17 protein-coding genes and 1 pseudogene are annotated in these 21,592 nt (G+C 70.1%); 9 read left to right on the top strand and 9 right to left on the bottom strand.

Translation table 11 applies throughout. From position 1 onward, the window contains the following. Positions 1-7: 7 nt before the first annotated feature. Positions 8-1,351, bottom strand: coding sequence for a UDP-glucose dehydrogenase family protein (locus tag ACGFU7_RS27820; RefSeq protein ID WP_393699222.1), 1,344 nt, complete (start codon positions 1,349-1,351; stop codon positions 8-10). Between the two features lie 199 nt (positions 1,352-1,550). On the opposite strand from ACGFU7_RS27820, the gene ACGFU7_RS27815 reads away from it, so the two are divergent. The 4 genes and pseudogenes from ACGFU7_RS27815 (at position 1,551) to ACGFU7_RS27800 (ending at position 4,567) form a co-directional block, all read left to right on the top strand. Beyond that, positions 1,551-2,708, top strand: coding sequence for an acyl-CoA dehydrogenase (locus ACGFU7_RS27815; RefSeq protein WP_393699220.1), 1,158 nt, complete (start codon positions 1,551-1,553; stop codon positions 2,706-2,708). Positions 2,709-2,834: 126 nt separating this feature from the next. Beyond that, positions 2,835-3,023, top strand: a pseudogene (locus ACGFU7_RS27810) (DUF5954 family protein); the annotation flags it as partial. A 255-nt stretch (positions 3,024-3,278) separates the two neighbouring features. Beyond that, positions 3,279-3,755 (top strand): hypothetical protein, encoded by a 477-nt coding sequence (locus tag ACGFU7_RS27805; protein ID WP_393699219.1) that lies wholly within the window; start codon positions 3,279-3,281, stop codon positions 3,753-3,755. Continuing rightward, the gene (locus ACGFU7_RS27800) at positions 3,752-4,567 is read left to right on the top strand and encodes a class I SAM-dependent methyltransferase (RefSeq protein WP_393699217.1); all 816 of its coding nucleotides are present in this window, start codon (positions 3,752-3,754) and stop codon (positions 4,565-4,567) included. Before ACGFU7_RS27805 ends, ACGFU7_RS27800 begins: the two co-directional genes overlap by 4 nt. A 90-nt stretch (positions 4,568-4,657) precedes the next feature. On the opposite strand, the gene ACGFU7_RS27795 is transcribed toward ACGFU7_RS27800, so the two are convergent. After that, entirely contained in the window at positions 4,658-5,962 is a 1,305-nt protein-coding gene (locus tag ACGFU7_RS27795; protein ID WP_393699215.1) for an LCP family protein, read from the bottom strand. A 120-nt stretch (positions 5,963-6,082) separates the two neighbouring features. Between ACGFU7_RS27795 and ACGFU7_RS27790 the strand changes: the two genes are divergently transcribed. Next, the gene (locus ACGFU7_RS27790; RefSeq protein ID WP_393699213.1) at positions 6,083-6,631 is read left to right on the top strand and encodes an acyl-CoA thioesterase; all 549 of its coding nucleotides are present in this window, start codon (positions 6,083-6,085) and stop codon (positions 6,629-6,631) included. Between the two features lie 40 nt (positions 6,632-6,671). Here ACGFU7_RS27790 and ACGFU7_RS27785 read toward each other — a convergent pair whose 3' ends face one another. Continuing rightward, entirely contained in the window at positions 6,672-8,039 is a 1,368-nt protein-coding gene (locus tag ACGFU7_RS27785; RefSeq protein WP_393699363.1) for an LCP family protein, read from the bottom strand. 277 nt (positions 8,040-8,316) lie between these two features. Between ACGFU7_RS27785 and ACGFU7_RS27780 the strand changes: the two genes are divergently transcribed. Further along, on the top strand, positions 8,317-9,330 hold the full coding sequence (locus ACGFU7_RS27780) for a glycosyltransferase family 2 protein (RefSeq protein WP_393699211.1): 1,014 nt from the start codon (positions 8,317-8,319) through the stop codon (positions 9,328-9,330). Positions 9,331-9,400: 70 nt separating this feature from the next. On the opposite strand, the gene ACGFU7_RS27775 is transcribed toward ACGFU7_RS27780, so the two are convergent. The 4 genes from ACGFU7_RS27775 to ACGFU7_RS27760 all read right to left on the bottom strand — a co-directional run bounded on the left by ACGFU7_RS27775 (position 9,401) and on the right by ACGFU7_RS27760 (position 15,291). Continuing rightward, on the bottom strand, positions 9,401-11,080 hold the full coding sequence (locus ACGFU7_RS27775; protein WP_393699210.1) for an LCP family protein: 1,680 nt from the start codon (positions 11,078-11,080) through the stop codon (positions 9,401-9,403). A gap of 49 nt (positions 11,081-11,129) precedes the next feature. Then, positions 11,130-12,905, bottom strand: coding sequence for an LCP family protein (locus ACGFU7_RS27770; RefSeq protein ID WP_393699208.1), 1,776 nt, complete (start codon positions 12,903-12,905; stop codon positions 11,130-11,132). 222 nt (positions 12,906-13,127) lie between these two features. Further along, complete coding sequence (locus ACGFU7_RS27765; RefSeq protein ID WP_393699206.1) at positions 13,128-14,369, bottom strand: LCP family protein; 1,242 nt, start codon at positions 14,367-14,369, stop codon at positions 13,128-13,130. Positions 14,370-14,538: 169 nt separating this feature from the next. After that, the gene (locus ACGFU7_RS27760) at positions 14,539-15,291 is read right to left on the bottom strand and encodes a TIGR03089 family protein (protein ID WP_393699204.1); all 753 of its coding nucleotides are present in this window, start codon (positions 15,289-15,291) and stop codon (positions 14,539-14,541) included. A gap of 137 nt (positions 15,292-15,428) precedes the next feature. Here ACGFU7_RS27760 and ACGFU7_RS27755 point away from each other — a divergent pair, with 137 nt between their 5' ends. The 3 genes from ACGFU7_RS27755 (at position 15,429) to ACGFU7_RS27745 (ending at position 19,055) form a co-directional block, all read left to right on the top strand. Continuing rightward, a complete protein-coding gene (locus tag ACGFU7_RS27755) occupies positions 15,429-16,778 on the top strand; it encodes a peptidoglycan recognition protein (protein ID WP_393699202.1) in 1,350 nt (449 codons plus the stop codon). A gap of 124 nt (positions 16,779-16,902) precedes the next feature. After that, the gene (locus tag ACGFU7_RS27750; RefSeq protein ID WP_393699200.1) at positions 16,903-17,994 is read left to right on the top strand and encodes a sugar phosphate nucleotidyltransferase; all 1,092 of its coding nucleotides are present in this window, start codon (positions 16,903-16,905) and stop codon (positions 17,992-17,994) included. 62 nt (positions 17,995-18,056) lie between these two features. Then, positions 18,057-19,055 (top strand): DNA-3-methyladenine glycosylase family protein, encoded by a 999-nt coding sequence (locus ACGFU7_RS27745; RefSeq protein ID WP_393699199.1) that lies wholly within the window; start codon positions 18,057-18,059, stop codon positions 19,053-19,055. 227 nt (positions 19,056-19,282) lie between these two features. On the opposite strand, the gene ACGFU7_RS27740 is transcribed toward ACGFU7_RS27745, so the two are convergent. Continuing rightward, positions 19,283-20,629: a coenzyme F420-0:L-glutamate ligase gene (locus ACGFU7_RS27740; protein ID WP_393699197.1), complete on the bottom strand. Its 1,347-nt coding sequence runs from the start codon at positions 20,627-20,629 to the stop codon at positions 19,283-19,285. Further along, positions 20,626-21,582 (bottom strand): 2-phospho-L-lactate transferase, encoded by a 957-nt coding sequence (gene cofD / locus ACGFU7_RS27735; protein ID WP_393699196.1) that lies wholly within the window; start codon positions 21,580-21,582, stop codon positions 20,626-20,628. Before cofD ends, ACGFU7_RS27740 begins: the two co-directional genes overlap by 4 nt. Between the last annotated feature and the right edge of the window lie 10 nt (positions 21,583-21,592).

Below are 21,592 nucleotides of genomic sequence, written 5' to 3'. Positions count from 1 at the left end.
GACGGCGTCAGGCCTTCGGGCGGCCCATCGCCCGGTACGTCCAGCCGGCCTCGCGCCACAGCTCGCTGTCGAGCGCGTTGCGGCCGTCCAGGATGATCCGGCGGGACGCGACCTCGCCGAGCGCCGCCGGGTCCAGCTCGCGGAACTCGCGCCACTCCGTCAGATGCAGCACCACATCCGCGCCGCGCACTGCGTCCAGCGCCGAGTCCGCGTAGCCGAGGGTCGGGAAGAGCCGCCGGGCGTTGCCCATGCCCTTCGGGTCGAAGACCGTGACCTGGCCGCCCTGCAGATGGATCTGCCCGGCCACGTTCAGCGCCGGCGAGTCCCGTACGTCGTCCGAGTCCGGCTTGAACGTCGCGCCCAGGACCGCCACCCGCTTGCCGAGGAACGAATCGCCGCCCACGGCCTCCCGGGCCAGCTCCACCATGTGGCCGCGACGCCGCATGTTGATCGAGTCGACCTCGCGGAGGAAGGTCAGCGCCTGGTCCGCGCCCAGCTCGCCGGCGCGCGCCATGAAGGCCCGGATGTCCTTCGGCAGACAGCCGCCGCCGAAGCCGATCCCGGCCCGCAGGAACTTGGATCCGATCCGCTCGTCGTGCCCGATCGCCTCGGCCAGCTTCTTCACATCGCCGTCGGCGGCCTCGCAGACCTCCGCCATGGCGTTGATGAACGAGATCTTCGTGGCCAGGAAGGAGTTGGCCGCGGTCTTCACCAGCTCGGCGGTCGGGAAGTCCGTCACCACGAACGGCGACCCCTCGGCGACCGGCACCGCGTACACCTCGTGCAGCAGCTTCTCGGCCCGCTCGCTCGTCACGCCGACGACGATGCGGTCCGGATGCAGGGTGTCCTTCACGGCGAAGCCCTCGCGCAGGAACTCCGGGTTCCAGGCCAGTTCCGCATCCGCACCCACCGGCGCCAGCTCCGCCAGCCGCGCCGCGAGCCGGGCCGCCGAACCCACCGGCACGGTCGACTTCCCGACGACCAGGGCGGGCCGGGTCAGATGCGGTGCCAGCGACTCGAAGGCGCTGTCGACGTAGCTCATGTCGCAGGCGTACTCGCCGTGCTTCTGCGGAGTGTTCACGCAGACGAAGTGCACATCGCCGAAGGCCGCCACCTCTTCCCACGAGGTGGTGAACCGCAGCCGTCCGGTGGCTCCCTCGATGCCCTCCACGTGCTTACGGAGCAGTTCTTCGAGGCCCGGCTCGTACATCGGGACCTTGCCGGCGCTCAGCATCTCGATCTTCTCGGGCACGACATCGAGGCCGAGCACTTCGAAGCCCAGTTCCGCCATGGCCGCGGCATGGGTGGCGCCGAGATAGCCGGTGCCGATCACAGTGATCCTGAGGGCCATGTAATGCTCCTGAGAGATGCGGACAGACGAACGGTGAACGAGCATAGTCGGACCCCCGAAGGCCCGGTTTCCGGCTGCCTGCGCAGCTTCTCCCACCCCTGTCGTGAAGCTCACGCACGCTTTGCATAGGCCATTGCGGGAGCGGCGCCCTAAAATTGGGTTACTTAACGGTAGTTAGCATTTATGGGGAGTGAGCGTCTTGGCGGGTTCGACCGATTTCGACCTGTACCGTCCGGCCGAGGAGCACGAGATGCTCCGCGAGACGGTGCGTGCGCTCGCCGAGGCGAAGATCGCCCCGCACGCGGCAGCGGTCGACGAGGAGGCGCGCTTCCCGCAGGAGGCGCTGGACGCCCTGACCGCCGCGGACCTGCACGCGGTGCACGTACCCGAGGAGTACGGCGGCGCGGGCGCCGACGCCCTCGCCACGGTCATCGTGATCGAGGAGGTGGCCCGCGTCTGTGCCTCCTCCTCCCTCATCCCGGCCGTGAACAAGCTCGGCTCGCTCCCCGTGATCCTCTCCGGTTCCGAGGACCTGAAGAAGAAGTACCTGGGCCCGCTCGCCAAGGGCGACGGCATGTTCTCGTACTGCCTCTCCGAGCCCGACGCGGGTTCCGACGCGGCGGGCATGAAGACCAGGGCCGTGCGCGACGGCGACTTCTGGGTGCTCAACGGTGTGAAGCGCTGGATTACCAACGCGGGCGAATCCGAGTACTACACGGTCATGGCCGTCACCGACCCGACCAAGCGCTCCAAGGGCATCTCCGCCTTCGTCGTCGAGAAGTCGGACGAGGGTGTCTCCTTCGGCGCCCCGGAGAAGAAGCTCGGCATCAAGGGCTCCCCGACCCGCGAGGTCTACTTCGACAACGTCCGGATCCCGGCCGACCGCATCATCGGCGAGGAGGGCACCGGCTTCGCCACCGCGATGAAGACCCTGGACCACACCCGCATCACGATCGCGGCACAGGCCCTCGGCATCGCCCAGGGCGCCCTCGACTACGCCAAGGGCTACGTCCAGGAGCGCAAGCAGTTCGGCAAGCCGATCGGCGACTTCCAGGGCGTCCAGTTCATGCTCGCCGACATGGCCATGAAGCTGGAGGCGGCCCGCCAGCTCACCTACTCGGCCGCCGCCAAGTCCGAGCGCCTCGACAGCGACCTCACCTTCTTCGGCGCCGCGGCCAAGTGCTTCGCCTCCGACGTCGCGATGGAGATCACCACGGACGCGGTCCAGCTGCTCGGCGGCTACGGCTACACGCGGGACTACCCGGTGGAGCGGATGATGCGCGACGCGAAGATCACGCAGATTTATGAAGGCACGAATCAGGTCCAGCGGATCGTCATGGCGCGGAACCTGCCGTAACCGGCACCCGCAGTCCGTAACGCGTACCAGGGAGACCGGTCGTCCCGGTGCCGACCACCGGCGCCGGGATGACCGGTTTCCCGTATTTACCGCACCTTCCACCGGCGGTCTCGGCGCACCGGGTGCATGAGTGATCACCATCAGGCACCGCCGGATCACCTCGTCATCAATGTGCAGCACCGGGACGATCCGGTGTCCCTGGTCACTGAGGCGGACGCGTTCGCCGCGGCCCGGACGTACGGGAACATCGCGGCCCGGGGCCCGCTCTTCGGTATTGCTGAGCAGCGCCGCGGCGAGCGGCCGCGGTGGCGGCTAAGGACGACGCGGTGGCGCCGGCTGATCCCGAAGCCAGAAGAGGGGCCAGGAGTCAGCTGGAAGGACTGATGCGGGAGTCCTGCAAGGAGACGCTGCATCAGGCCAAGTTCTCGGGCGTGATGGACCTGCGCGCAGTGGCGGAGGGGAGCAGATCGTTCAGGCGGATGGTCCACGCCGTGGAGCTTCTTCTCCGGTAGAGCACTTGCGGCCGGGGGCGGCCCGGCTCTGCGGCCTCGTGGCGTACCTTCCCCTTCCATGACCGACATCGACAAACTCACCGGCCTGTTCACCGCGCTCGGCGCCGACGACGCCGAGGGCTGGGCCGGCTCCGAGGCCGAGGAGAACATTCCGCAGCTCGCCCGCTACCGGTTCCTGCGCATGGTCTGGCAGGACATCGACGGGTGGAGTACGGCGGCCCCCGACTGGGTCGAGGCCTACCGGAAGGACGGGCTCGCGGGTGGTGCCGTCGAGCGGGCGCTGGCTCTCGGTCTGAGCCCCGGCGACCTGGGGGAGATAGCCCGCGAGGTGGCGAAGGAGACCGCGTTCGGCCTTCTCTACGGACTGGCCGACCCGGCCGACGACGACCTTCCGCCCGAGATCGAGCAGGAGTTGCCCGGCTGGTGCCTGGCCGAGCTGACACCGGAGGGCGAGCCCACGGGGCGGGTCCTGGACGCGTTGTACGAGGATCTGGACGAGGTCGAGCCGCAGGGGCCCGCGGGAGGTGTGCGATGACCGCGTTCGACGTGAGCGAGCGGCGGATCTGGGACGGGCGGGCCGAGAGCTATGCGCGGACCTTCGCGCGGCTGTGCGCCCATGCGGTGCCCGCGCTGCTGGACGGAGCCGGGGTCGGGCCGGGAACGCGGGTGCTCGATGTGGGGTGCGGCAGCGGCAGCGTGACGGCGGCGGCCGTCGGGCGCGGTGCGGTCGTACGGGCCGTGGACGCCGATCCCGGAATGGTGGAGTTGACCCGGCGTGCCGTACCCGGGGCCGATGTCCGGTGCGGGGTGCTTCCGCAACTCCCTTATCGCGATGGCGAGTTCGATGCCGTCGTGGCGAACTTCGTGCTCAACCACGTCGGCCGTCCGCTGGACGCCCTGGCCGAGCTGCGCCGGATCACCCGGCCCGGCGGCCGGGTTGCCGTCACCATCTGGCAGGTGCCGGGCGCGCCCGGCCAGGCTCTGATCGGGCGGGCCGCCGAGGCGGCGGGGCTGACCCGGCCCCAGTGGCTGGCCACCGTCGATCCCGAGCACAACTTCCCGCGCACCCGGGAAGGTCTGGGCGTGCTGCTGGAGGCGGCGGGTCTCGGGGGCGTACGGAGTGAGGCGCTGGCCTGGGACCACCGCGTCGGGGCGGAGGACTGGTGGGCCGGGCCGGCCGCCGGTGTGGCCGCCATCGGGCAGCTGGTCAACAGCCGCGGGCCGGCGGGGGTGGCCGCGGCCAAGCGGGAGTACGACGCGCTGTGCACCGAATTCGTGGCGGACGACGGCCGGTTGGCGCTGCCGCATGTGGCCGTGCTGGCCCAGGGGCGCAGGCCGCAAGAGTGACGGCGCGGACGGGCCGGGCTTCCCGGACCCGGACCCGGCATGGAGCAGGGCCCGTACGGCGAACCGTCCGGGCCCTGCACCTGCCTGCCGTCAGTTGTCGGAGACGGTGACCTTCTCGTCGTTGTCGAGCTGTTCCACCAACTGCTTGACCTTGGCCTTGTCCCAGACCAGGTTCCCGTGGGTGGATCCCGAGATCGGCATGTTCATCGACGTGCCGTCACCGCCGGTGACGCCCTTCATCGCGAAGAACATCTGGCCCAGGTCCCACAGCGACATGTCCTTGTCCACGGTCAGGGTGTCCAGCCCGGCGCTCATCGTCGGGTACAGCTTGAACGGGTTGAGGATCGTGGACGGCGTCGCCGTCTGGCTCGCCAGCGCCGCGAGGAACTTCTGCTGGTTCTTCGTACGGTCCAGGTCGGACGCGAACGCGTGCCGGGTGCGGACGAAGGCGAGGGCCTGCTGGCCGTCGAGGGTCTGCTTGCCCGCCTGGAAGTCGGCGCCGGAGTACTTGTCCTTGAACGCCTTGGGGATGTCGAGCTCCACCCCGCCGATCGCGTCCACGATCTTGGCGAAGCCGCCGAAGCCGATCTCGACGTAGTGGTCGATGTGCAGTCCGGTGTTGAACTCGACGGTACGGACGAGAAGTTCGGGCCCGTCCTCGGCGTACGCGGCGTTCAGCTTGGTGAAGCGGCCGCGGGCCGGGTAGAGCTTGCCGGAGTCGGAGCCCTTGTACGAAGGGATCTCGACGTTGGAGTCACGCGGCAGGGAGACCAGCGTCGGCCCGTTCGATCCGTCGTGCAGGATCATCATCGAGTCGGTCCGCTTGCCCTCGGCGGAGCCGGTGTGGAGTCTCTTCTTGTCCTCGGCCGTCATGCCCGCGCGGCTGTCGGAGCCGACGATCAGATAGTTGGTGCCGTCGCCGCCCTTCGGCCGCTCGATGACCTTGGAGAGGTCCACCTCGCGCTTGAGCTTGGAGTCGGCCCAGAAGTACGTGCCGACGGAGACGGCCAGCACCACGACCACGAGGGTCAGGGCGCCCACCTTTATTCGGCGTCGCCAGTCCGGCGCGGGCCGGCCCTGGACGTAACCGCTGTCACCCCGGCCGCCACCTTGACCACCGCCACCGTGGCCGCCGCCGTAGACCTGGCCGGTGTTGTAACCGCTGTCGTACCCCGGGTCCTCGTCGTAGCCGCCGGGGTACTGCGGTGCCTCGGGCCGGCGCTGCCGCGGCGCCGTCGGATACTGCTGAGGCGGCGCGGGACGCTGCTGGGGCGGTACGGGGTTCCGCTGGACGTTCCGCATGACGCGGGCGCCCTCGGGCTGGGCGCTGTCGCTGCCCCGCCCGTAGCGGTCATCGCGGTTGTCGTCGGTCCATCCACCGGGCCTGTCGCTCATGTGGTCCAGTGTGCAGTCAGGGCGTGCCGGTATTACAGAGGGTGTGAGATATCGGGCCACGGCTGTTGCCAAGCTGATGCAATGTCTGCGGCTCCGCGGCCCCGCAATAAGGTGGACGTCATGACAGATCAGGCCCCGCGCCCGGAGGGCAACATTCCGGGCAAGCCGACCGCCGCTTCCCGGACCACCCTCAGCCACATCATGACCGGCAACGACACCAATCTGCTGGGCACGGTGCACGGTGGCGTGATCATGAAACTGGTCGACGACGCGGCGGGCGCCGTGGCCGGCCGGCACTCCGGCGGACCCGCGGTGACGGCCTCGATGGACGAGATGGTCTTCCTGGAGCCGGTCCGCGTGGGTGACCTTGTTCACGTCCGCGCCCAGGTGAACTGGACGGGCCGCTCCTCGATGGAGGTCGGCGTCCGGGTCATGGCCGAGCGGTGGAACGAATCCACCCCCGCCCAGCAGGTCGGCAGCGCGTATCTGGTGTTCGCCGCGGTCGACGCGGACGGCAAGCCGCGCCCCGTACCGCATGTCATCCCGGAGACGGGGCGCGACAAGCGGCGCTACCAGGAGGCGCAGATCCGGCGCACCCACCGCCTCGCCCGACGCCGCGCGATCAAGGAACTGCGCGAGAAGCGCATAGCGGACGGCATCGAGGACTGAGCCCCGGCTCACCCGCGGTCACGGGCAGACGCGCCCGCGGTCACGGGCAGGCCACCTGATCGCCCGTGACCGTGCCGAACTCGCCCCGGTTCGTCTCTTCGGCCCGCACGCGCTGCACCTTCTCGAAGTCCGGGCCCGCCGTCACCTTCATCGTGGGGCCCTGCCCCCGCACCACCCGCAGCTCGGCCCCGGGCAACGCCACGGCCAGGGACTTCGCGGACAGGTCCCAGCGCGGGTCGTAGGTGATCAGGGTGCGCTTGAGATCCTGCGGCTTCCCGTTCAGCGGGGCCCGCGTGGTGTTGAAACCGGTGGCGTGCAGTGCGTCGTCGACCGCCTTGCCGAGCCCGTCCTTCGAGGTCCCGTTGTAGACCTGGACCCGGATCTGCCGCGGGGCGACACCGACCTTCACCACGTCCTTCGGCTGCTCGGGCCGCTCCGGGGCGAGCGGCCGGTCGTCGCGCAGTGCCTGGAAGAGCTTCTTCGACTTCCGCTCGTCCCACCTGACTGTGGTGCCGATGCCCTTGACCGGATAGGCGACGTTCCCCATCGGTACGGAGGCGAACTCGGACGAGGCGGGGGAGAAGCCGCGCATCGCCTGGCCGAGCTCCAGCATCTGCTCCGTACCGAACCCCTTGTCGGCCCGGACCGACCTCAGCATCGTCGAGGCGACGTCCCGGAACTTCACCGGATTCAGCAGCACACCGCTGCGGGTCGCCTGCTTGATCAGCGAGGCGAGGAACTTCTGCTGGCGCTGCATCCGGCCCAGGTCGGCGGCCCCGTCGACATGCCGGGAGCGCACGTACTGGAGCGCCTGCCCGCCGTTCAGATCATGGGTGCCCGCGGGGAGAACGAGACCGGTGTACGAGTCCTTCAGCGGCCGGGCCGTGCAGATCTGCACCCCGCCCAGGGTGTCCACCGTCTTCATGAAGCTGGTGAAGTCGACCTCCAGGTAGTGGTCGATCTTGACGCCCGTCATGTGCTCGACGGCCCGCACGGTCAGACCCGGCCCGCCCTCGGCGTAGGCGGCGTTCAGCTTCACCGGGTGGGCGGCGCGGATCCGGCCGGTGCTCCGGTCCTTGTGCTCGGGGATTTCGGCGTAGCTGTCCCGCGGCAGCGAGACGATGCTCGCGCGCTCCTTGTCCGCCGACAGATGCACCAGCATGATCGTGTCGGTGCAGTTGCAGGGCGCACCGCCCAGCCGGTACCTCTCCTTCTCCTCCCGGGTGATCTTGTCGCGCCCGTCGGTGCCCACGAGCAGCAGATTCATGCCATTGCCCCCGCGGGGCCGGTTCTTCATGTCCTTGAACGGGTCGACCCGGTCGATCCCGGTCTCCAGGCTGGTCACCACCGCATGGCCGATGCCGCCGGCCCCGAGCACCAGCACGGAGAGACCGGTCACCACCCGCATGCCCCAGCGTGGCCGTTCGTCCTGCTTTCTGGACCTGCGCTGCGGCGGAACCGGGCGGGAGCGCGGCGAACGGGGGGAGGGGTGCGGCGTGGGCACGGGGGGAACCTCCGCGGTGCAAGGGGGACCGTTCGCACAGTAGGCCCATATGATCTGCACTCCGCGAAGCGACCCGGTGGCGCGCGCCGGTGTCCCCCATTCGCGGTAACGTGGCGGCCGAATAACGCCGCCTGGTGGGGTGCGAACCCCCGGCGCCCCCGAGGACCACCCGAGGACCATCATGTCTGCCGCGCAGCACCCCGCCGTCTCCGTGATCATGCCGGTGCTCGATGAGGAACGCCATCTCAGGAACTCCGTCCGGCACATCCTGGAGCAGGAGTACGCAGGTGAGATGGAGGTGGTGATCGCGCTGGGCCCCTCCACGGACCGTACGGACGAGATCGCCGCGGAGCTGGTACGCGAGGACCCCCGCGTCCACACCGTCCCGAACCCGACCGGCCGCACCCCCGCCGCTCTCAACGCCGCGATCAAGGCCTCTCGCCACCCCATAGTCGTGCGGGTCGACGGTCACGGCATGCTCTCGCCGAACTACATCGCGACGGCCGTCCGCCTCCTGGAGGAGACGGGTGCGCAGAACGTCGGCGGCATCATGCACGCCGAGGGCGAGAACGCCTGGGAGGACGCCGTGGCCGCGGCCATGACGTCGAAGATCGGCGTCGGCAACGCGGCCTTCCACACCGGCGGCCAGGCGGGCCCGGCGGAGACCGTATATCTCGGTGTCTTCCGCCGTGAGGCCCTGGAGAAGGCGGACGGCTACAACGTGGAGTTCATCCGCGCCCAGGACTGGGAGCTGAACTTCCGCATCCGCGAGGCGGGCGGTCTGATCTGGTTCTCGCCCGAACTGAAGGTGCAGTACCGGCCGCGGCCCTCCATCAAGGCGCTGGCCAAGCAGTACAAGGACTACGGCCGCTGGCGGCACGTCGTCGCCCGCTACCACTCCGGCTCGATCAATCTGCGCTACCTGGCGCCGCCCGCCGCCGTCTGCGCGATCGCGGCGGGCATCGTGGTCGGTGCGGCCGTCACCCCGTGGGCGTTCGTCGTCCCCGCCGGGTACGCCGCGGCGATCGTCGCCGGGTCCGTACCGGCAGGCAAGGGTCTGTCGCTGAAGGCGCGGGCACAGATCCCGGTGGCTCTGGCGACCATGCACATGTCGTGGGGGTACGGCTTCCTGACGAGCCCGCGCTCGCTCGCGAAGAAGGTCATCGCCAGCCGGCGCCCGGCCGTCACGGTGTAGCTGCCGACACGGTGTGGGGGCCTTCCGATGTGCCGGAAGGCCCCCACAGTGCGTTGTGCCCGGTCCCGAGCTACCAGCCGAAGCCCGGTTGGATGTCCATGCAGGCCGTTTCGTCGTCGCCGTTCAGGGCGCGGGCGCTCTCCGGAGTCTTCTCCTTGGCGCTGGACGCGGGGTAGTCCCCGTTCTCGCGCCAGTCGGCCCCCACGGTCAGCGTGATGCCCGAGACGTCGGTCGACTTCTTCACCGCCGTCAGCGGGATACCGAGCGCCTTGGCGACGGCCTGGGCATTGCCCTCCATGTCCACGCTGGGGAAGAGCACCCCGGTGCGCGCCGCCGCCGCGGTGTTCTGCGTGTCGACCGTGGTCTGGGTGAAGCCCTTTCCGGTCAGCAGCTCCTTGACCGCTGTCGCGCGGCCCTTGACCGGGTACTCGGTGTCGGTGCGGGTTCCGTTGCGGATGCTGACCGGGATCTCGGCGACGGGCGACGTGGGCTTCTTGGCGGCCGGGGCCTTGCGCTTGGACGCCTTGCCGTCGAGCGGGATGTCGTCGCGGACCATCTGGAACAGCTGATCGGCTTCGCCGGGCTTGGGGAGCACCCGGCCCTTGTTCACGCCCGTTCCGTAGACGTTCGGCATCGTCGTCATCGTGATGCGCTTGGTGGGCGGCTTCTTGAGCTCGCCCGCGAGGTCGTACAGCTTCTTGGGGCTGCCGAGGCCCTTGTCGCCCTTGTCGACCGTCAGCGCGTTGGTCGCCGCCTCGGCGAGGTCTGTCAGCTTGCCCGGGTCGGTGAGCTTGGTGCCCTTGCGCAGCTCACGGACCATCGAGTTCATGTACATGTGCTGGGCGTGGGTGCGGCCGAGGTCGGTGCCGTCCTCGAAGCCGTAGCGGGTCCGCAGCCACTGAAGGGCCTGCTTGCCCTTGACCTTCGTGGTGCCCTTCTCCAGCTTCAGCCCGGAGCCCTTGCCGGTGCTCGTGTGGGAGTAGACGTTGCCCTTGACACAGACCGGGACGCCGCCGATCGCGTCGGCCATCGAGACCACACCGGCGAAGTCGATCATCATGAAGTGGTCGATGGTGATGCCGGTGAGCTCGTACCAGGTGGCCACGGTGCATCCGGGACCGCCGCGGCCGAGCGTCGCGTTGGTCATCGCCAGGCCCGTGGTCGCGGGGTAGACATGCTTCGTCTTCGGGTCGGTGCACTTCGGGATCTTCAGCAGTGTGTCGCGCGGCATGCTGATCACCGACATGTTGCTGCGGTCGGCGGAGAGATGGAGCAGCATCTGCACATCGGCCAGCGGCGGCGCCCCGAAGGTGTCCTTGGCCCCGCCGAGCTTCTGGTTCTCCTTGGAGTCCCGCGCGTCCGAGCCGATGAGCAGGATGTTCAGCGGGGTCTGACCGGCGGCATTGGCCTTGTGTTCGGCCATCTTCTTGTCGCCGATGTTCAGGTCCTCTTTCTTGAGGTTCCCGCTGAGGTGCTCGTAATAGAGGTATCCGGCGCCCGCGCCGCCGAGTATGAACAGCGCGAGAACCGCAGCCACCCAGCGCAGCACACGGCGCTTGCCCTTCTTGCCGCGCCGCTTGGGACCGCCGCGCCGATGGCCGCTGTCCGCCGGGGCGGCCCGTCGGCCGGACGTGCCGGAGTCCGGCCCCTTCTCCGGGGCATCCTCGTAGAGCCCGTCGTCCCAGCCGTGTTGGCCGGCGTGCCGGACGCGTGGTCGCGTCCCCTCCCCGGGCGTACTGCTCCGTTCCACCGGGACCCCCCTGCTGCTCAGACTCGTGGTGTGGCGCAGTGACCCGGTGTCACTTGGCGCACTCTGCCTTGGCGGCGTTTGCCTGCTGTATGTCTGCCGGCGCCTTTGCCGGTCCGGCGATGGGAATGCCCGCGCCCTTGAAGTCGGCGCCCAGTGTCAGCACCATCGCCTGGAGCCCTTCGGCGTCCGTGGTGCCCTTCTTCAGGGCCGAGCCGGGCAGGCCCATCATGGCGGCCAGCGCACGGGCCTGGTCCGCCTGGTTCGGTGCGTACTCCAGCGTCGTCCTGGCGGTCTTCGCCGGGGCGTTGGCCTTGTTCGTGGACTTGAGTACGCCCTGGTTGTTCTGCAGCCAGGCGACGGTCGTCTGCGCGGCACCGGGGATCTTGCCGCCGTTGTACACATCGACGCGTACGTCGGCCGCGGCGGCCTTGGTGCCCTTGAGGAGCGCGTCCTGCTTGCTCTTCGCGGCCTTCTTCTGCGACTTCACCTCGGTCAGCGAGGTGTCCTCACGCATCATGGCGAACAGCGGGTCGGCCCTGGCCGGGTCCGGCACGACGGTGGCATGGATCTTCTCGGCCGGGTTGTCCAGCACCGGCACCGTCGTGAAGGTGATGTTCTTGGTGTTGACCTTGCCGAGTTCCTGGGCCAGCGATGTCAGCTTCTTCACCGAGCCGATGCCGGAGTCCACGGTGAGCGCCTTGGTCGCCGCGTCCGCCAGCTTGTACAGCTTGGTCGGGCTGGTCAGGGTGTCGTCCGACTGCATCTGCCGGATCATCGAGGCGATGAACTGCTGCTGGACCTTGATCCGGTCCAGGTCGCTCTCATTGCCGAAGCTGTGCCGGGTCCGCACGAACGCCAGGGCGTCCTCGCCCTGGATCTTGTGCTCACCCGCCGACAGGTTCAGATGCGAGTCCTTGTCCTTGACCGGCTTGGCCAGACAGACCTTGACGCCGCCGACCGCGGTGGACAGCTCCTTCACCGCGTTGAAGTCGACCATCATGAAGTGGTCGACCTTCAGGCCGGTGATCTCCTTGACCGTATCCATGGTGCAGCCCGGGTTGCGGCCCTCCTGGCCGAGGCTTTCGTTGAAGCGGACGTTCTGCGTACCCCGAATGACCTTCTCCGAGCCGTCCGGCTGGATGGTGGTGCAGTCCGGGATGTCGGTGATCATGTCGCGGGGGATGCTGAGCGCCGTCGCGTTGGTGCGGTCCTTGGAGACATGGAAGAGGATGTTGGTGTCGGCGTGGCCCACGCTGCCCTTGTCGCCGTATCCCTCGTTGCCCTTACCGGTGCGCTTGTCGGTCCCGATGATCAGGATGTTGACCGGGGCGTCGGCGTTGACGACGTTCTTGTTGCCGGCGTCGCCGACGTCGACGGTGTTCAGGTTGCCGTTGAAGTGCTGGTACAGCGCGTACCCGCCCACCGACAGGCCGACCAGCACGAAGGCCATCACGCCGCCCGTCCACAGCAACGCCTTCTTGCGGCGCGCCTTGGGAGCCTTGCGGCTGCGGCGGCCGGACGTCTCGCCGCGGCCGGAACCCTCCTGGCCGCGCGGGCCATTGGCCGAACGGCGGCTGCGCTGCCCCGGCACCTCGCGGCGCGGAGCGGTCCCGCGCCCGTCACGGGCCGGACCCCGGCGCTCGCCGCCACCGTCGCGGACCGGTTCTCTGCGACGGGGGACGCGCGGGCCGGACGGCTGGGAAACGCCGGTCGAATCCCCTCCGGAATGATTCAGTCGCAGTTCGTAATCACCGGTGTGCGGGTTGAGGACCCACTGGTCTGCGGGGTCGAATTCATCCGCCCGCCCACGGCTTTGCGCATCCACGGTTGCTTGAGTCCTCCGTCGGTGCCACGCGAGGCGCCTCCCCCGATCAGGCGCTCGATCTTTCGCTCCGAAGTGCGCGGCCTGGCGGCCGGAAGCACCGGATCGCGTCACACTATCGGCCCGGTTCGGCGCCGAGCGACGAGCGTGACAAATTCCACGCTCCTTACAACTGGTCATTCTGCTCATTACGCGCCGATCACCGGCTTTTGCTTGGGAATTGCTTTACTGCTTGCACAGGTCCGCCGCCGCGTTGTTGCCCGAATAGGTCGGTGTGGGACTCGGGCCCGCGGCGTCCGGTGTATCCGTCGCGGCATTGTTTTTCCCGTCGTCGCCCTTGAGCCGGTCCGCCGGGACCACGGCCACCGGAGTGTCCTCGCGCAGCCGCTTGAAAAGCCGTTTCGCGTCGGGCTGGACGAGTTCGTCCCGGTTCGGGTCGGCGGTGTACGGCTGCCGGGGCACGGTCAGGAACTGCACCTTGTCGGTCGGTACGTTGCGCAGGCCGCGCACCAGCTCGTACAGGTCCTTGAGGCTGTCCAGGCCCGGGTCCGTGGTCAGCGCCTTGGTGGCCGCGTCCAGCACCGGGTAGAGGCGGGTCGGATTGAGCAGGACGCCGTTGCTCTGCACCTTGTTCACCAGCGCGCCCAGGAACTGCTGCTGGCGGTCCATGCGTTCGGTGTCGCTGCCGTTGCCGATGGATTTGCGGGCCCGTACGTACCCCAGCGCCTGCTCGCCGTTGAGTTTGTGGCGCCCGGCGGGGAGCTTCAGATGGGCGTCGGTGTCATTGACCGGCTTCTTGAGGCAGACCTCGACACCGTCCACGGCGTCGACCATGTCCTTGAAGCCGTTGAAGTCGACGACCATCTGGTGGTCGATCCGGATGCCGGTCAACTTCTCGACCGTACGGGTCGTGCAGGCGGTGCCACCGAATTCGAAGGCCCAGTTGAACTGGGCGAATTGTTTCTTCGTGGACGTACCGTCCGCTTTGTGGCAGACCGGGATCTCCACCATCAGATCGCGCGGCAGGGACATCGCGGTGGCGCTCTTCCGGTCCGCGGCGAGGTGCAGCAGGATCGTGGTGTCCGAGCGCTGGCTGCCGCCGTCGTCATGACCGTACTTGCGGTTGTCACCGGCCCGGCTGTCGGAGCCGATGAGCAGAATGTTCTCCGCGTCGTGCACCACGGTGGCAGGCCGCTCCCGGTCGTACGCCTTGAGTTCGGCGGCCGTCGAGGTGTCGGTCCTGATATTGCCGTCGAGCTTCTGGTACAGCCACCAGCCGAGGCCCGACGCGGCCAGGACGACGAGCGAGACGCCGAGCGCGGTCCAGCGCAGCCAGAGGCGCCGGTGCTCGGCGAGGGACTCCGGGCCGGCGCCGGAGCCGTCCCCGGCCTGCGACTTGCCCTCGCCCGCAGCCGAGTCGTCGGAGTCGTCCGGCGGGCCGGCGCTTTCGCTCACGTCTGCGTCCATCCTTCACGTTCGGCGGCGCGCTGGGCCGCCGGTCGCAGGAGTAGACGGCTGAACCTCACGCTTGGTTGTGTCCCGAGTGGTCTGTACCGCCGATCATGTACCGGAGTTGACGCGCAGTCCTGAGGACTCGACCCGGTATGGGCCGTATGAGTGGCCCTCAGGGCGCTTGTCATACCGCGGTGTTGGTGACCCGTTCACTCTCGACGCGCTTCGCCAGACCGTCCTCGCCCAGCTGCCCCAGATGCCGGCACAGGACCACGGACCCCCCGGCGGCCAGCGGCGCGAACAGCCCCGCGCTCAGGCCTTCCCAGCTGTCGTACGTACGTCCCGTCAGCAGCCGCGACCCGGCGGTCAGGCCCAGACCGGCCGCATCCTCGCGGGCCCGCGCCACCAGTTGCGCCGCCGTCAGCTCGGCGCCGCCCACCGCCAGCGCGGGAGCCTCCGGGTCCACGGGTGCGAACGGGGCGAACCGGTCGCCCTGGCTCGGCGCCTCGACCGCGTAGTCCGCGAAACCCTCGGGTGCCTGCGGGAACCTGCCGCCCAGCGGGCGCAGCGCCAGGGCGACCCGCTCGCCGCGGCAGGCGCGCGCGGCCTCCAGGGTGTCCGGGCCGCTGACGACGAGGTCGGCGCCGGCCGGGTCGCCCTGCACATCGGCGATCACACCGACCGAGGAACAGGCGAGCAGCCAGACCGCGGACTGCCAGTGTGCGGGCAGCAGAAGGGCGAGCCGGTCGCCGGGTTCCACGGCGAGGTCGCCCTGCAGAAGGTTGGCGGTCTTGGCCACCCAATTGGCGAAGGTGGCCACCGACAGTTCGACGCGTTCTCCGGTGGCGTCGTCGTAGAAAGTGACCAAGGGGCGGGCCGGGTCCGCGGCGAGCGCGGAACGCAGCAGGTCGGCGGGGGTGCGGTCGGTGGCGTTCATCCGCGCAAGGGTACGCGGCGGAGCCGGGCCGGGCGGGGCCAACAGGCGCCGGATGCACCGGTTCGGCAGACGGCCCGTCAATTGTGCGGAGATACCCCGGTAGCCGTAGTTGTCGGAGTATGACCAGGATCGTTCGTATGCGTGCCTTCCTTGCATCCTCGATCGGTGTCACCTGTGCGGCGGTACTCGTACTGCCGCTGGCCGTGCCCGCGGGCGCGGCCCCCGACACCCCCACCGCCCCCGCCGAGTCCGCCGAGCCCTCCGATGTGGCGGGCTCGACGCAGTCCCTGCCGATGTCGTACCTGCCGGCACCGTCCGGCCGGGCCACCGGCGATCCCACCCGGACCGCCGAGTCCGCCGAACAGGGGCTGCCCGAACGCGAGGTCCACCCCTTCTCCCTGGTCGGCGTCGTCTGGGACGACCCGGACACCGAACTCCACGGCACCGTCCAGGTCCGCACCCGCGCCACCGGCACCACCCGCTGGTCGGGCTGGCAGGACCTGGAGACGCACAACGCCGAGCACGGCGCCGACCCAGGGACCGCCGAGCGCGAATCCGGCACCGTCCGCGGTTCCACCGCCCCGCTCTGGGTCGGCGACTCGGACGGCGTCGCGGTCCGCGCACGCCCGGACACCACCGACCCGCAGGACCGGAACGCCCCCGCCGTACCGCTGCCCACCGGGCTGCGCCTCGAACTCGTCGACCCCGGCAAGGACCCGCAGCAGCTCCCCGCAGCAGGCCCCGAGGGCGCCGGGGATGCCGGGGATACCGGCGACGACCGCACCGCGCCGCTCGACGCGAGCGTGCTTCCCGCCCTGAGCAAGGCGGAGACCGAGGCACGCAGCGAGGAGGAGGCCGGACTCGTGCCCGGCGCCCAGCCGTACATCGGCCCCCGGCCGCGCATCATCACCCGCAAGGGCTGGGGCGCCGACGAGAAGCTCAGGGAGCGCGCCTTCGTGTACACCAAGACCGTCAAGGCCGCGTTCATCCACCACAGCGCCACGGGCAACAACTACACGTGCTCCCAGGCGCCCTCGGTCCTGCGCGGCATCTACCGCTACCACGTCAAGAGCGGCGGCTGGCGCGACATCGGCTACAACTTCGCCGTCGACAAGTGCGGAAACATCTACGAAGGGCGTGCCGGAGGCGTGACAAAGGCCGTCCTGGGAGCGCACACGCTCGGCTTCAACACCGACACCGTGGGCATCGCGGTGCTCGGAACCTTCACCGCATCGAACCCTCCCGCCGCCGCGGTGGACGCCGTCGCGAAGCTCACCGCCTGGAAGCTCGGCCTGTTCGGGGCCGACCCGAGCGGCAAGACCACGCTCGTCTCGGGCGGCGGGAACAAGTTCAAGAAGGGAAAGAAGGTCAAACTCAACGTCATCTCCGGCCATCGGGACGGCTTCGCAACCGAATGCCCCGGAGCGCGTCTCTACAAGAAGCTCGGCTCGGCCCGGACCAGCTCCGCCCATCTGCAGGGCCGCTGAACAGAACACCGCGAAAGGCTGCTGCGGACCGCTGGGGGCTGCTGACCGGGGACGATCGGACCGGTCTGCATACACTGGCCAGCCGAAACCAGGCCAGGCCCCACCAGGAAGCAGAGTCAGCGCTGTGACAGAGGCAAGAGAAGCGATCCTCCTGGTCGGCGGCAAGGGAACCAGGCTGCGCCCGCTCACGGTGCACACTCCCAAACCCATGGTTCCGGCAGCGGGCGTCCCGTTCCTCACGCACCAGCTGGCGCGTGCCCGGGCTGCCGGGGTCGAGCACATCGTGCTCGCGACGTCATATCTGGCAGAGGTCTTCGAACCGTACTTCGGGGACGGTTCGTCGCTCGGCCTCCACATCGAGTACGTCACCGAACGCGAACCGCTCGGCACCGGCGGAGCGATACGCAACGTCGCGTCCCGGCTCACCGCGGGCCCCGACGAACCGGTGCTCATCTTCAACGGCGACATCCTCACCGGCCTCGACATCCGGGCGCTGGTCGCCTCGCACACCACCTCCGGAGCGGATGTCTCCCTCCACCTCACCCGGGTCGAGGACCCGCGCGCCTTCGGCCTCGTACCGACGGATGACAGCGGCAGGGTCACCGCGTTCCTGGAGAAGCCCGAGACGCCCGAGGAGATCGTCACCGACCAGATCAACGCGGGGGCGTACATCTTCCGCAGGTCGGTCATCGACACCATCCCGGCCGGCCGGCCGGTCTCCGTCGAGCGCGAGACCTTCCCCGGACTGCTCGCCTCCGGCGCACACCTCCAGGGCATGGTCGACTCCACGTACTGGCTGGACCTCGGCACCCCGCAGGCCTTCGTACGCGGCTCCGCAGACCTGGTCCTGGGCCGCGCCCCGTCCCCGGCCGTGCCCGGCCGGTGCGGCGACCAGCTCGTCCTGCCGACGGCCTCCGTCGCCGCCGACGCCAAACTCAGCGGCGGTACGGTCATCGGCGAGGGCGCCCTGATCGGCGAAGGAGCCCGGATCGACGGCTCCGCGGTGCTGGCCGGCGCGGTCGTCGAACCAGGAGCCGTGATCACGGACTCGCTGGTCGGAGCCGGCGCCAGGATAGGCAGCCGCACGGTGCTGACCGGCGCGGTCATCGGGGACGGGGCCCGGATCGGCGCCGACAACGAACTGCGCGACGGCATCCGCATCTGGTGCGGGGCGGTCCTGCCGGACGCCGCGGTGCGCTTCTCGTCCGACGAATAACCCCGGGCACCCGCCACTGCGCTTACCCTCGACAGGCACCCCCGACGACCGAGGACCTCACCGTGGCAGGACGATTCGCACCCCGCAGCGCCCCTCGCGCGGCCGTCCCCCACCAGACGGCGGCCCCGGCGACGGACGCGCTGACCCGCGACTGGACCCCGCCCGGCCCGCTCGACCTGCGCCTGGTCCTCGGCCCGCTGCGCCGCGGCCCCGCCGACCCCACCTTCCGGATGACCCGGGACGGCGCGGTCTGGCGGGCCGGCCGCACACCCGCGGGCCCCGGCACTCTCCGCGTCTCGGCCCGGGACGGCCGGATCGGGGCGACGGCCTGGGGACCGGGCGCACCCTGGCTGCTGGACCAGCTCCCGACGCTGCTCGGCGCGATGGACGACCCGGACGCCTTCCGCCCGCGTCACCGGCTGCTCGCCCTGACCCGGCACAGCCGCCCCGGCCTGCGCCTGCTGCGCACCGGCCTGGTCATGGAGTCCCTGATCCCGTCGATCCTCGAACAGAAGGTCACCACGGACGAGGCATACCGGGCCTGGCGCTATCTGGTCCGCAAGCACGGCACCCCGGCGCCCGGCCCCACGGACCACGCCGCGTTCACCGCCCTCGGCCTGCACGTCATGCCGGACGCCCGCACCTGGTCGCTGATCCCGTCCTGGGAATGGCACCGCGCAGGCGTCGACGCCAAACGCTCGGCCACGATCCTGCGCGCGGTACGTGTGGCCCGCCGCCTGGAGGAGGCGGCCGCCATGGAGCTCCCGGAGGCCATGGCCCGCCTGGAACTGATCCCCGGCATCGGCCCCTGGACCTCGGCCGAGACCCTCCAACGGTCAAACGGCGCGGCGGACGCGGTCACGGTCGGCGATCTCCACCTCCCCGGCATCGTCGGCCACGCCCTGGCAGACAACAGAAACGCCGACGACGAAGAAATGCTGGCCCTCCTCACCCCCTACGAGGGCCAACGCCACCGAGCCACCCGCCTCATCCTCCTATCGGGCCACACCCCACCCCGCCGGGCCCCTCGAATGCCCCGGGGCGACATCGCCCGCCTGTAACGGGAGAGGGATTCCCAGCCCGCCCGGCACCCCCAGCCCGTCCGGGGCCTGAGGACCGGGGTGTGGGGCGGAGCTCCACGTGATCCCGCACCCGTCCGGCATTTCCAGCCCGTCCGGCGCTTGAGGACCGGGGCCTGGGGCGGAGCCCCGGTTCAGGGGAAGGGGCGGGTAGGCAGGGGAATCACCCCCTGGCCACGGCCCCCACGGAAACGCACCCCACCCCCGCCTCACCGCACTGCGACAAACCCCTCCGCACCCCGCCCCACCCGCGCCACAGGCTGGGCCGCCGCCCGCCCCACCGCGACCGCCCCCAACGGATCCCACGACCCAGGCAGCTCCAGCACCTCACGCACCACATCCCGGCAGAACATCGTCGACGACACCCACGCCGAGCCGAGCCGCTCGCCCGCCAGCGCCACCAGGAAGTTCTGAATGCCGGCCCCCGCGGCAACCACGAACATCTCGCGCTCCGCGGTGTCCCGCCGCTCGTCCCCGTACGTGTGGGAGCCGTCCATCACCAGGCACGGCACCACCAGATACGGCGCCCGGCGCAGCACATCGCCCCGCCGCACCCGCTTCGCGATCGACTCCTCGCTCCGGCCGTCCCGGCGCAGATCCGCGATCCAGGCGTCCCGCATCGCGTCGAGCAGCCGGGTCCGCGACTCCTCGGACTCCAGCAGGACGAACCGCCACGGCGTCGTGTGATGCGGCGCCGGCGCCGTCACCGCCGCGGCCACGGCCCGCCGAACCGCCCCCGGGTCCACCGGATCGTCGGTGAACTCGCGCACCGTACGCCGCAGGGTCACCGCTTCCCGTACCGCCTCCGACGTACCCAGGCGGAACATGTCGTCGGCCGCGACCCGCACCATCGCCCGGGCACCGCCCGCGGAATCCGTCGGGTCCACGACATGGCCCAGCCCCCGCACCACCGCGACCGGCAGCCCCGAAGCCTTGCCCTTGACCAGATCACCGGCCGAGGCCAGCTCATCGGCGGTGGCGACCACGGTCGCGCTCAGCGGATTGCCGTGCGCATCCGTACCGCCGCGCAGATCGTCCAGCACCAGGACCCCGGCCGCCCCGATCGCGACATCGGTCAGCCCGTTGCGCCAAGGGCGCCCGAAGGTGTCCGTGACGACGACCCCGACCTCGACGCCGAGGGTGTCCCGCAGCCCGTCCCGGATGGCGCGCGCCGAAGCGTCCGAGTCCTCGGGCAGCAACAGCACCGTTCCGGCAGGGGTGTTCGAGGCATCGACCCCGGCCGCGGCCATGACGAGACCCTGCCGGTTCTCGACGATCCGCAGCGTGCCGCGCCGCGCCACCACCCGTACCGTCTCGGCATCGATCGCCGACTCCCGGTCGGTGGCCTCGACGATCCGGCCCTCCGCCTTGGAGACGATCTTCGAGGTGACCAGCAGGACGTCGCCGTCGACCAGCCCCGGCTCGGTGGCGGCGATCAGCTTCGCCAGGTCGTCCCCGGTCTGCACCTCGGGCATCCCGGGCAGCGCCCAGACCCGGTAGGACGGCGCCGGGGAGGAAAGGGAGGAACCGGAGGAAGGGGAGGACTCGGCGCTCACGCCCGTACCTCCTCGGCCAGCACCAACGCCTGCCGGGCCATCTCCGCCGTCGCGTCGACATCGGTCATCATCAGCGGCACGGAACGGCAGCGGATGCCCGCGGCCTCCACCTCGTCGACCGCCCCGGCGTCCACCGTGTCGACGAGCCATCCGTCGAGCAGCCCGGAACCGTAGTGCGTGGCCACGGCCGACGCCGTCGACTCGACGCCCACCGCGGCGAGCACCTTGTCCGCCATGCCGCGCACGGGCGCGTCCCCGACGATGGGGGAGAGGCCGACGACCGGCACCCCGGCCTCGGCGATCGCCTCCCGGATCCCGGGCACGGCAAGAATCGTCCCCACCGACACGACGGGGTTGGACGGCGGGAAGAGGATGACATCGGCCTCGGCGATGGCCTCCAGCACGCCCGGCGCCGGCTTGGCCTGCTCGGCGCCGACCGGCACGACCGCCTGCGCCTCGACCGAGGCGCGCAGCTTCACCCAGTACTCCTGGAAGTGGATCGCCCTGCGCTCGCCGTCCATGTCGACCGCGACATGCGTCTCGACCCGGTCGTCGGACATCGGCAGCAGCCGGACCCCCGGGTTCCAGCGCGCACAGAGCGCCTCGGTGACGGCGCTCAGCGGATAGCCCGCGCCCAGCATCTGCGTACGGACGATGTGCGTCGCGAAGTCGCGGTCGCCGAGCCCGAACCATTCGGGCCCCACGCCGTACGCCGCGAGCTCCTCCTTGACCTGGAAGCTCTCGTCCGTACGCCCCCAGCCCTGCTCCTCGTTGATGCCACCGCCGAGGGTGTACATCACGGTGTCGAGGTCGGGGCAGACCTTCAGTCCGAACAGATGGATGTCGTCACCGGTGTTGCCGATCACCGTGATGTCCGCGTCGGGCGCGGCCTGCTTGAGGCCACGCAGAAAACGAGCACCACCGATACCGCCGGCCAGAACCACAATGCGCATGCACAGCAGT

This window comes from Streptomyces sp. NPDC048473, assembly GCF_043200155.1.
Classification (GTDB): Bacteria; Actinomycetota; Actinomycetes; order Streptomycetales; family Streptomycetaceae; genus Streptomyces.
This window is presented reverse-complemented; position numbering and strand designations above follow the sequence as displayed.

Coding starts and splice junctions, on each gene's coding strand:
- ACGFU7_RS27755 (WP_393699202.1), top strand. CDS start 15,429: ATGCGTGCCTTCCTTGCATCCTCGATCGGTGTCACCTGTGCGGCGGTA.
- cofD (WP_393699196.1), bottom strand. CDS start 21,582: ATGCGCATTGTGGTTCTGGCCGGCGGTATCGGTGGTGCTCGTTTTCTG.
- ACGFU7_RS27800 (WP_393699217.1), top strand. CDS start 3,752: ATGACCGCGTTCGACGTGAGCGAGCGGCGGATCTGGGACGGGCGGGCC.
- ACGFU7_RS27790 (WP_393699213.1), top strand. CDS start 6,083: ATGACAGATCAGGCCCCGCGCCCGGAGGGCAACATTCCGGGCAAGCCG.
- ACGFU7_RS27760 (WP_393699204.1), bottom strand. CDS start 15,291: ATGAACGCCACCGACCGCACCCCCGCCGACCTGCTGCGTTCCGCGCTC.
- ACGFU7_RS27805 (WP_393699219.1), top strand. CDS start 3,279: ATGACCGACATCGACAAACTCACCGGCCTGTTCACCGCGCTCGGCGCC.
- ACGFU7_RS27795 (WP_393699215.1), bottom strand. CDS start 5,962: ATGAGCGACAGGCCCGGTGGATGGACCGACGACAACCGCGATGACCGC.
- ACGFU7_RS27780 (WP_393699211.1), top strand. CDS start 8,317: ATGTCTGCCGCGCAGCACCCCGCCGTCTCCGTGATCATGCCGGTGCTC.
- ACGFU7_RS27765 (WP_393699206.1), bottom strand. CDS start 14,369: ATGGACGCAGACGTGAGCGAAAGCGCCGGCCCGCCGGACGACTCCGAC.
- ACGFU7_RS27820 (WP_393699222.1), bottom strand. CDS start 1,351: ATGGCCCTCAGGATCACTGTGATCGGCACCGGCTATCTCGGCGCCACC.
- ACGFU7_RS27785 (WP_393699363.1), bottom strand. CDS start 8,039: ATGCGGGTGGTGACCGGTCTCTCCGTGCTGGTGCTCGGGGCCGGCGGC.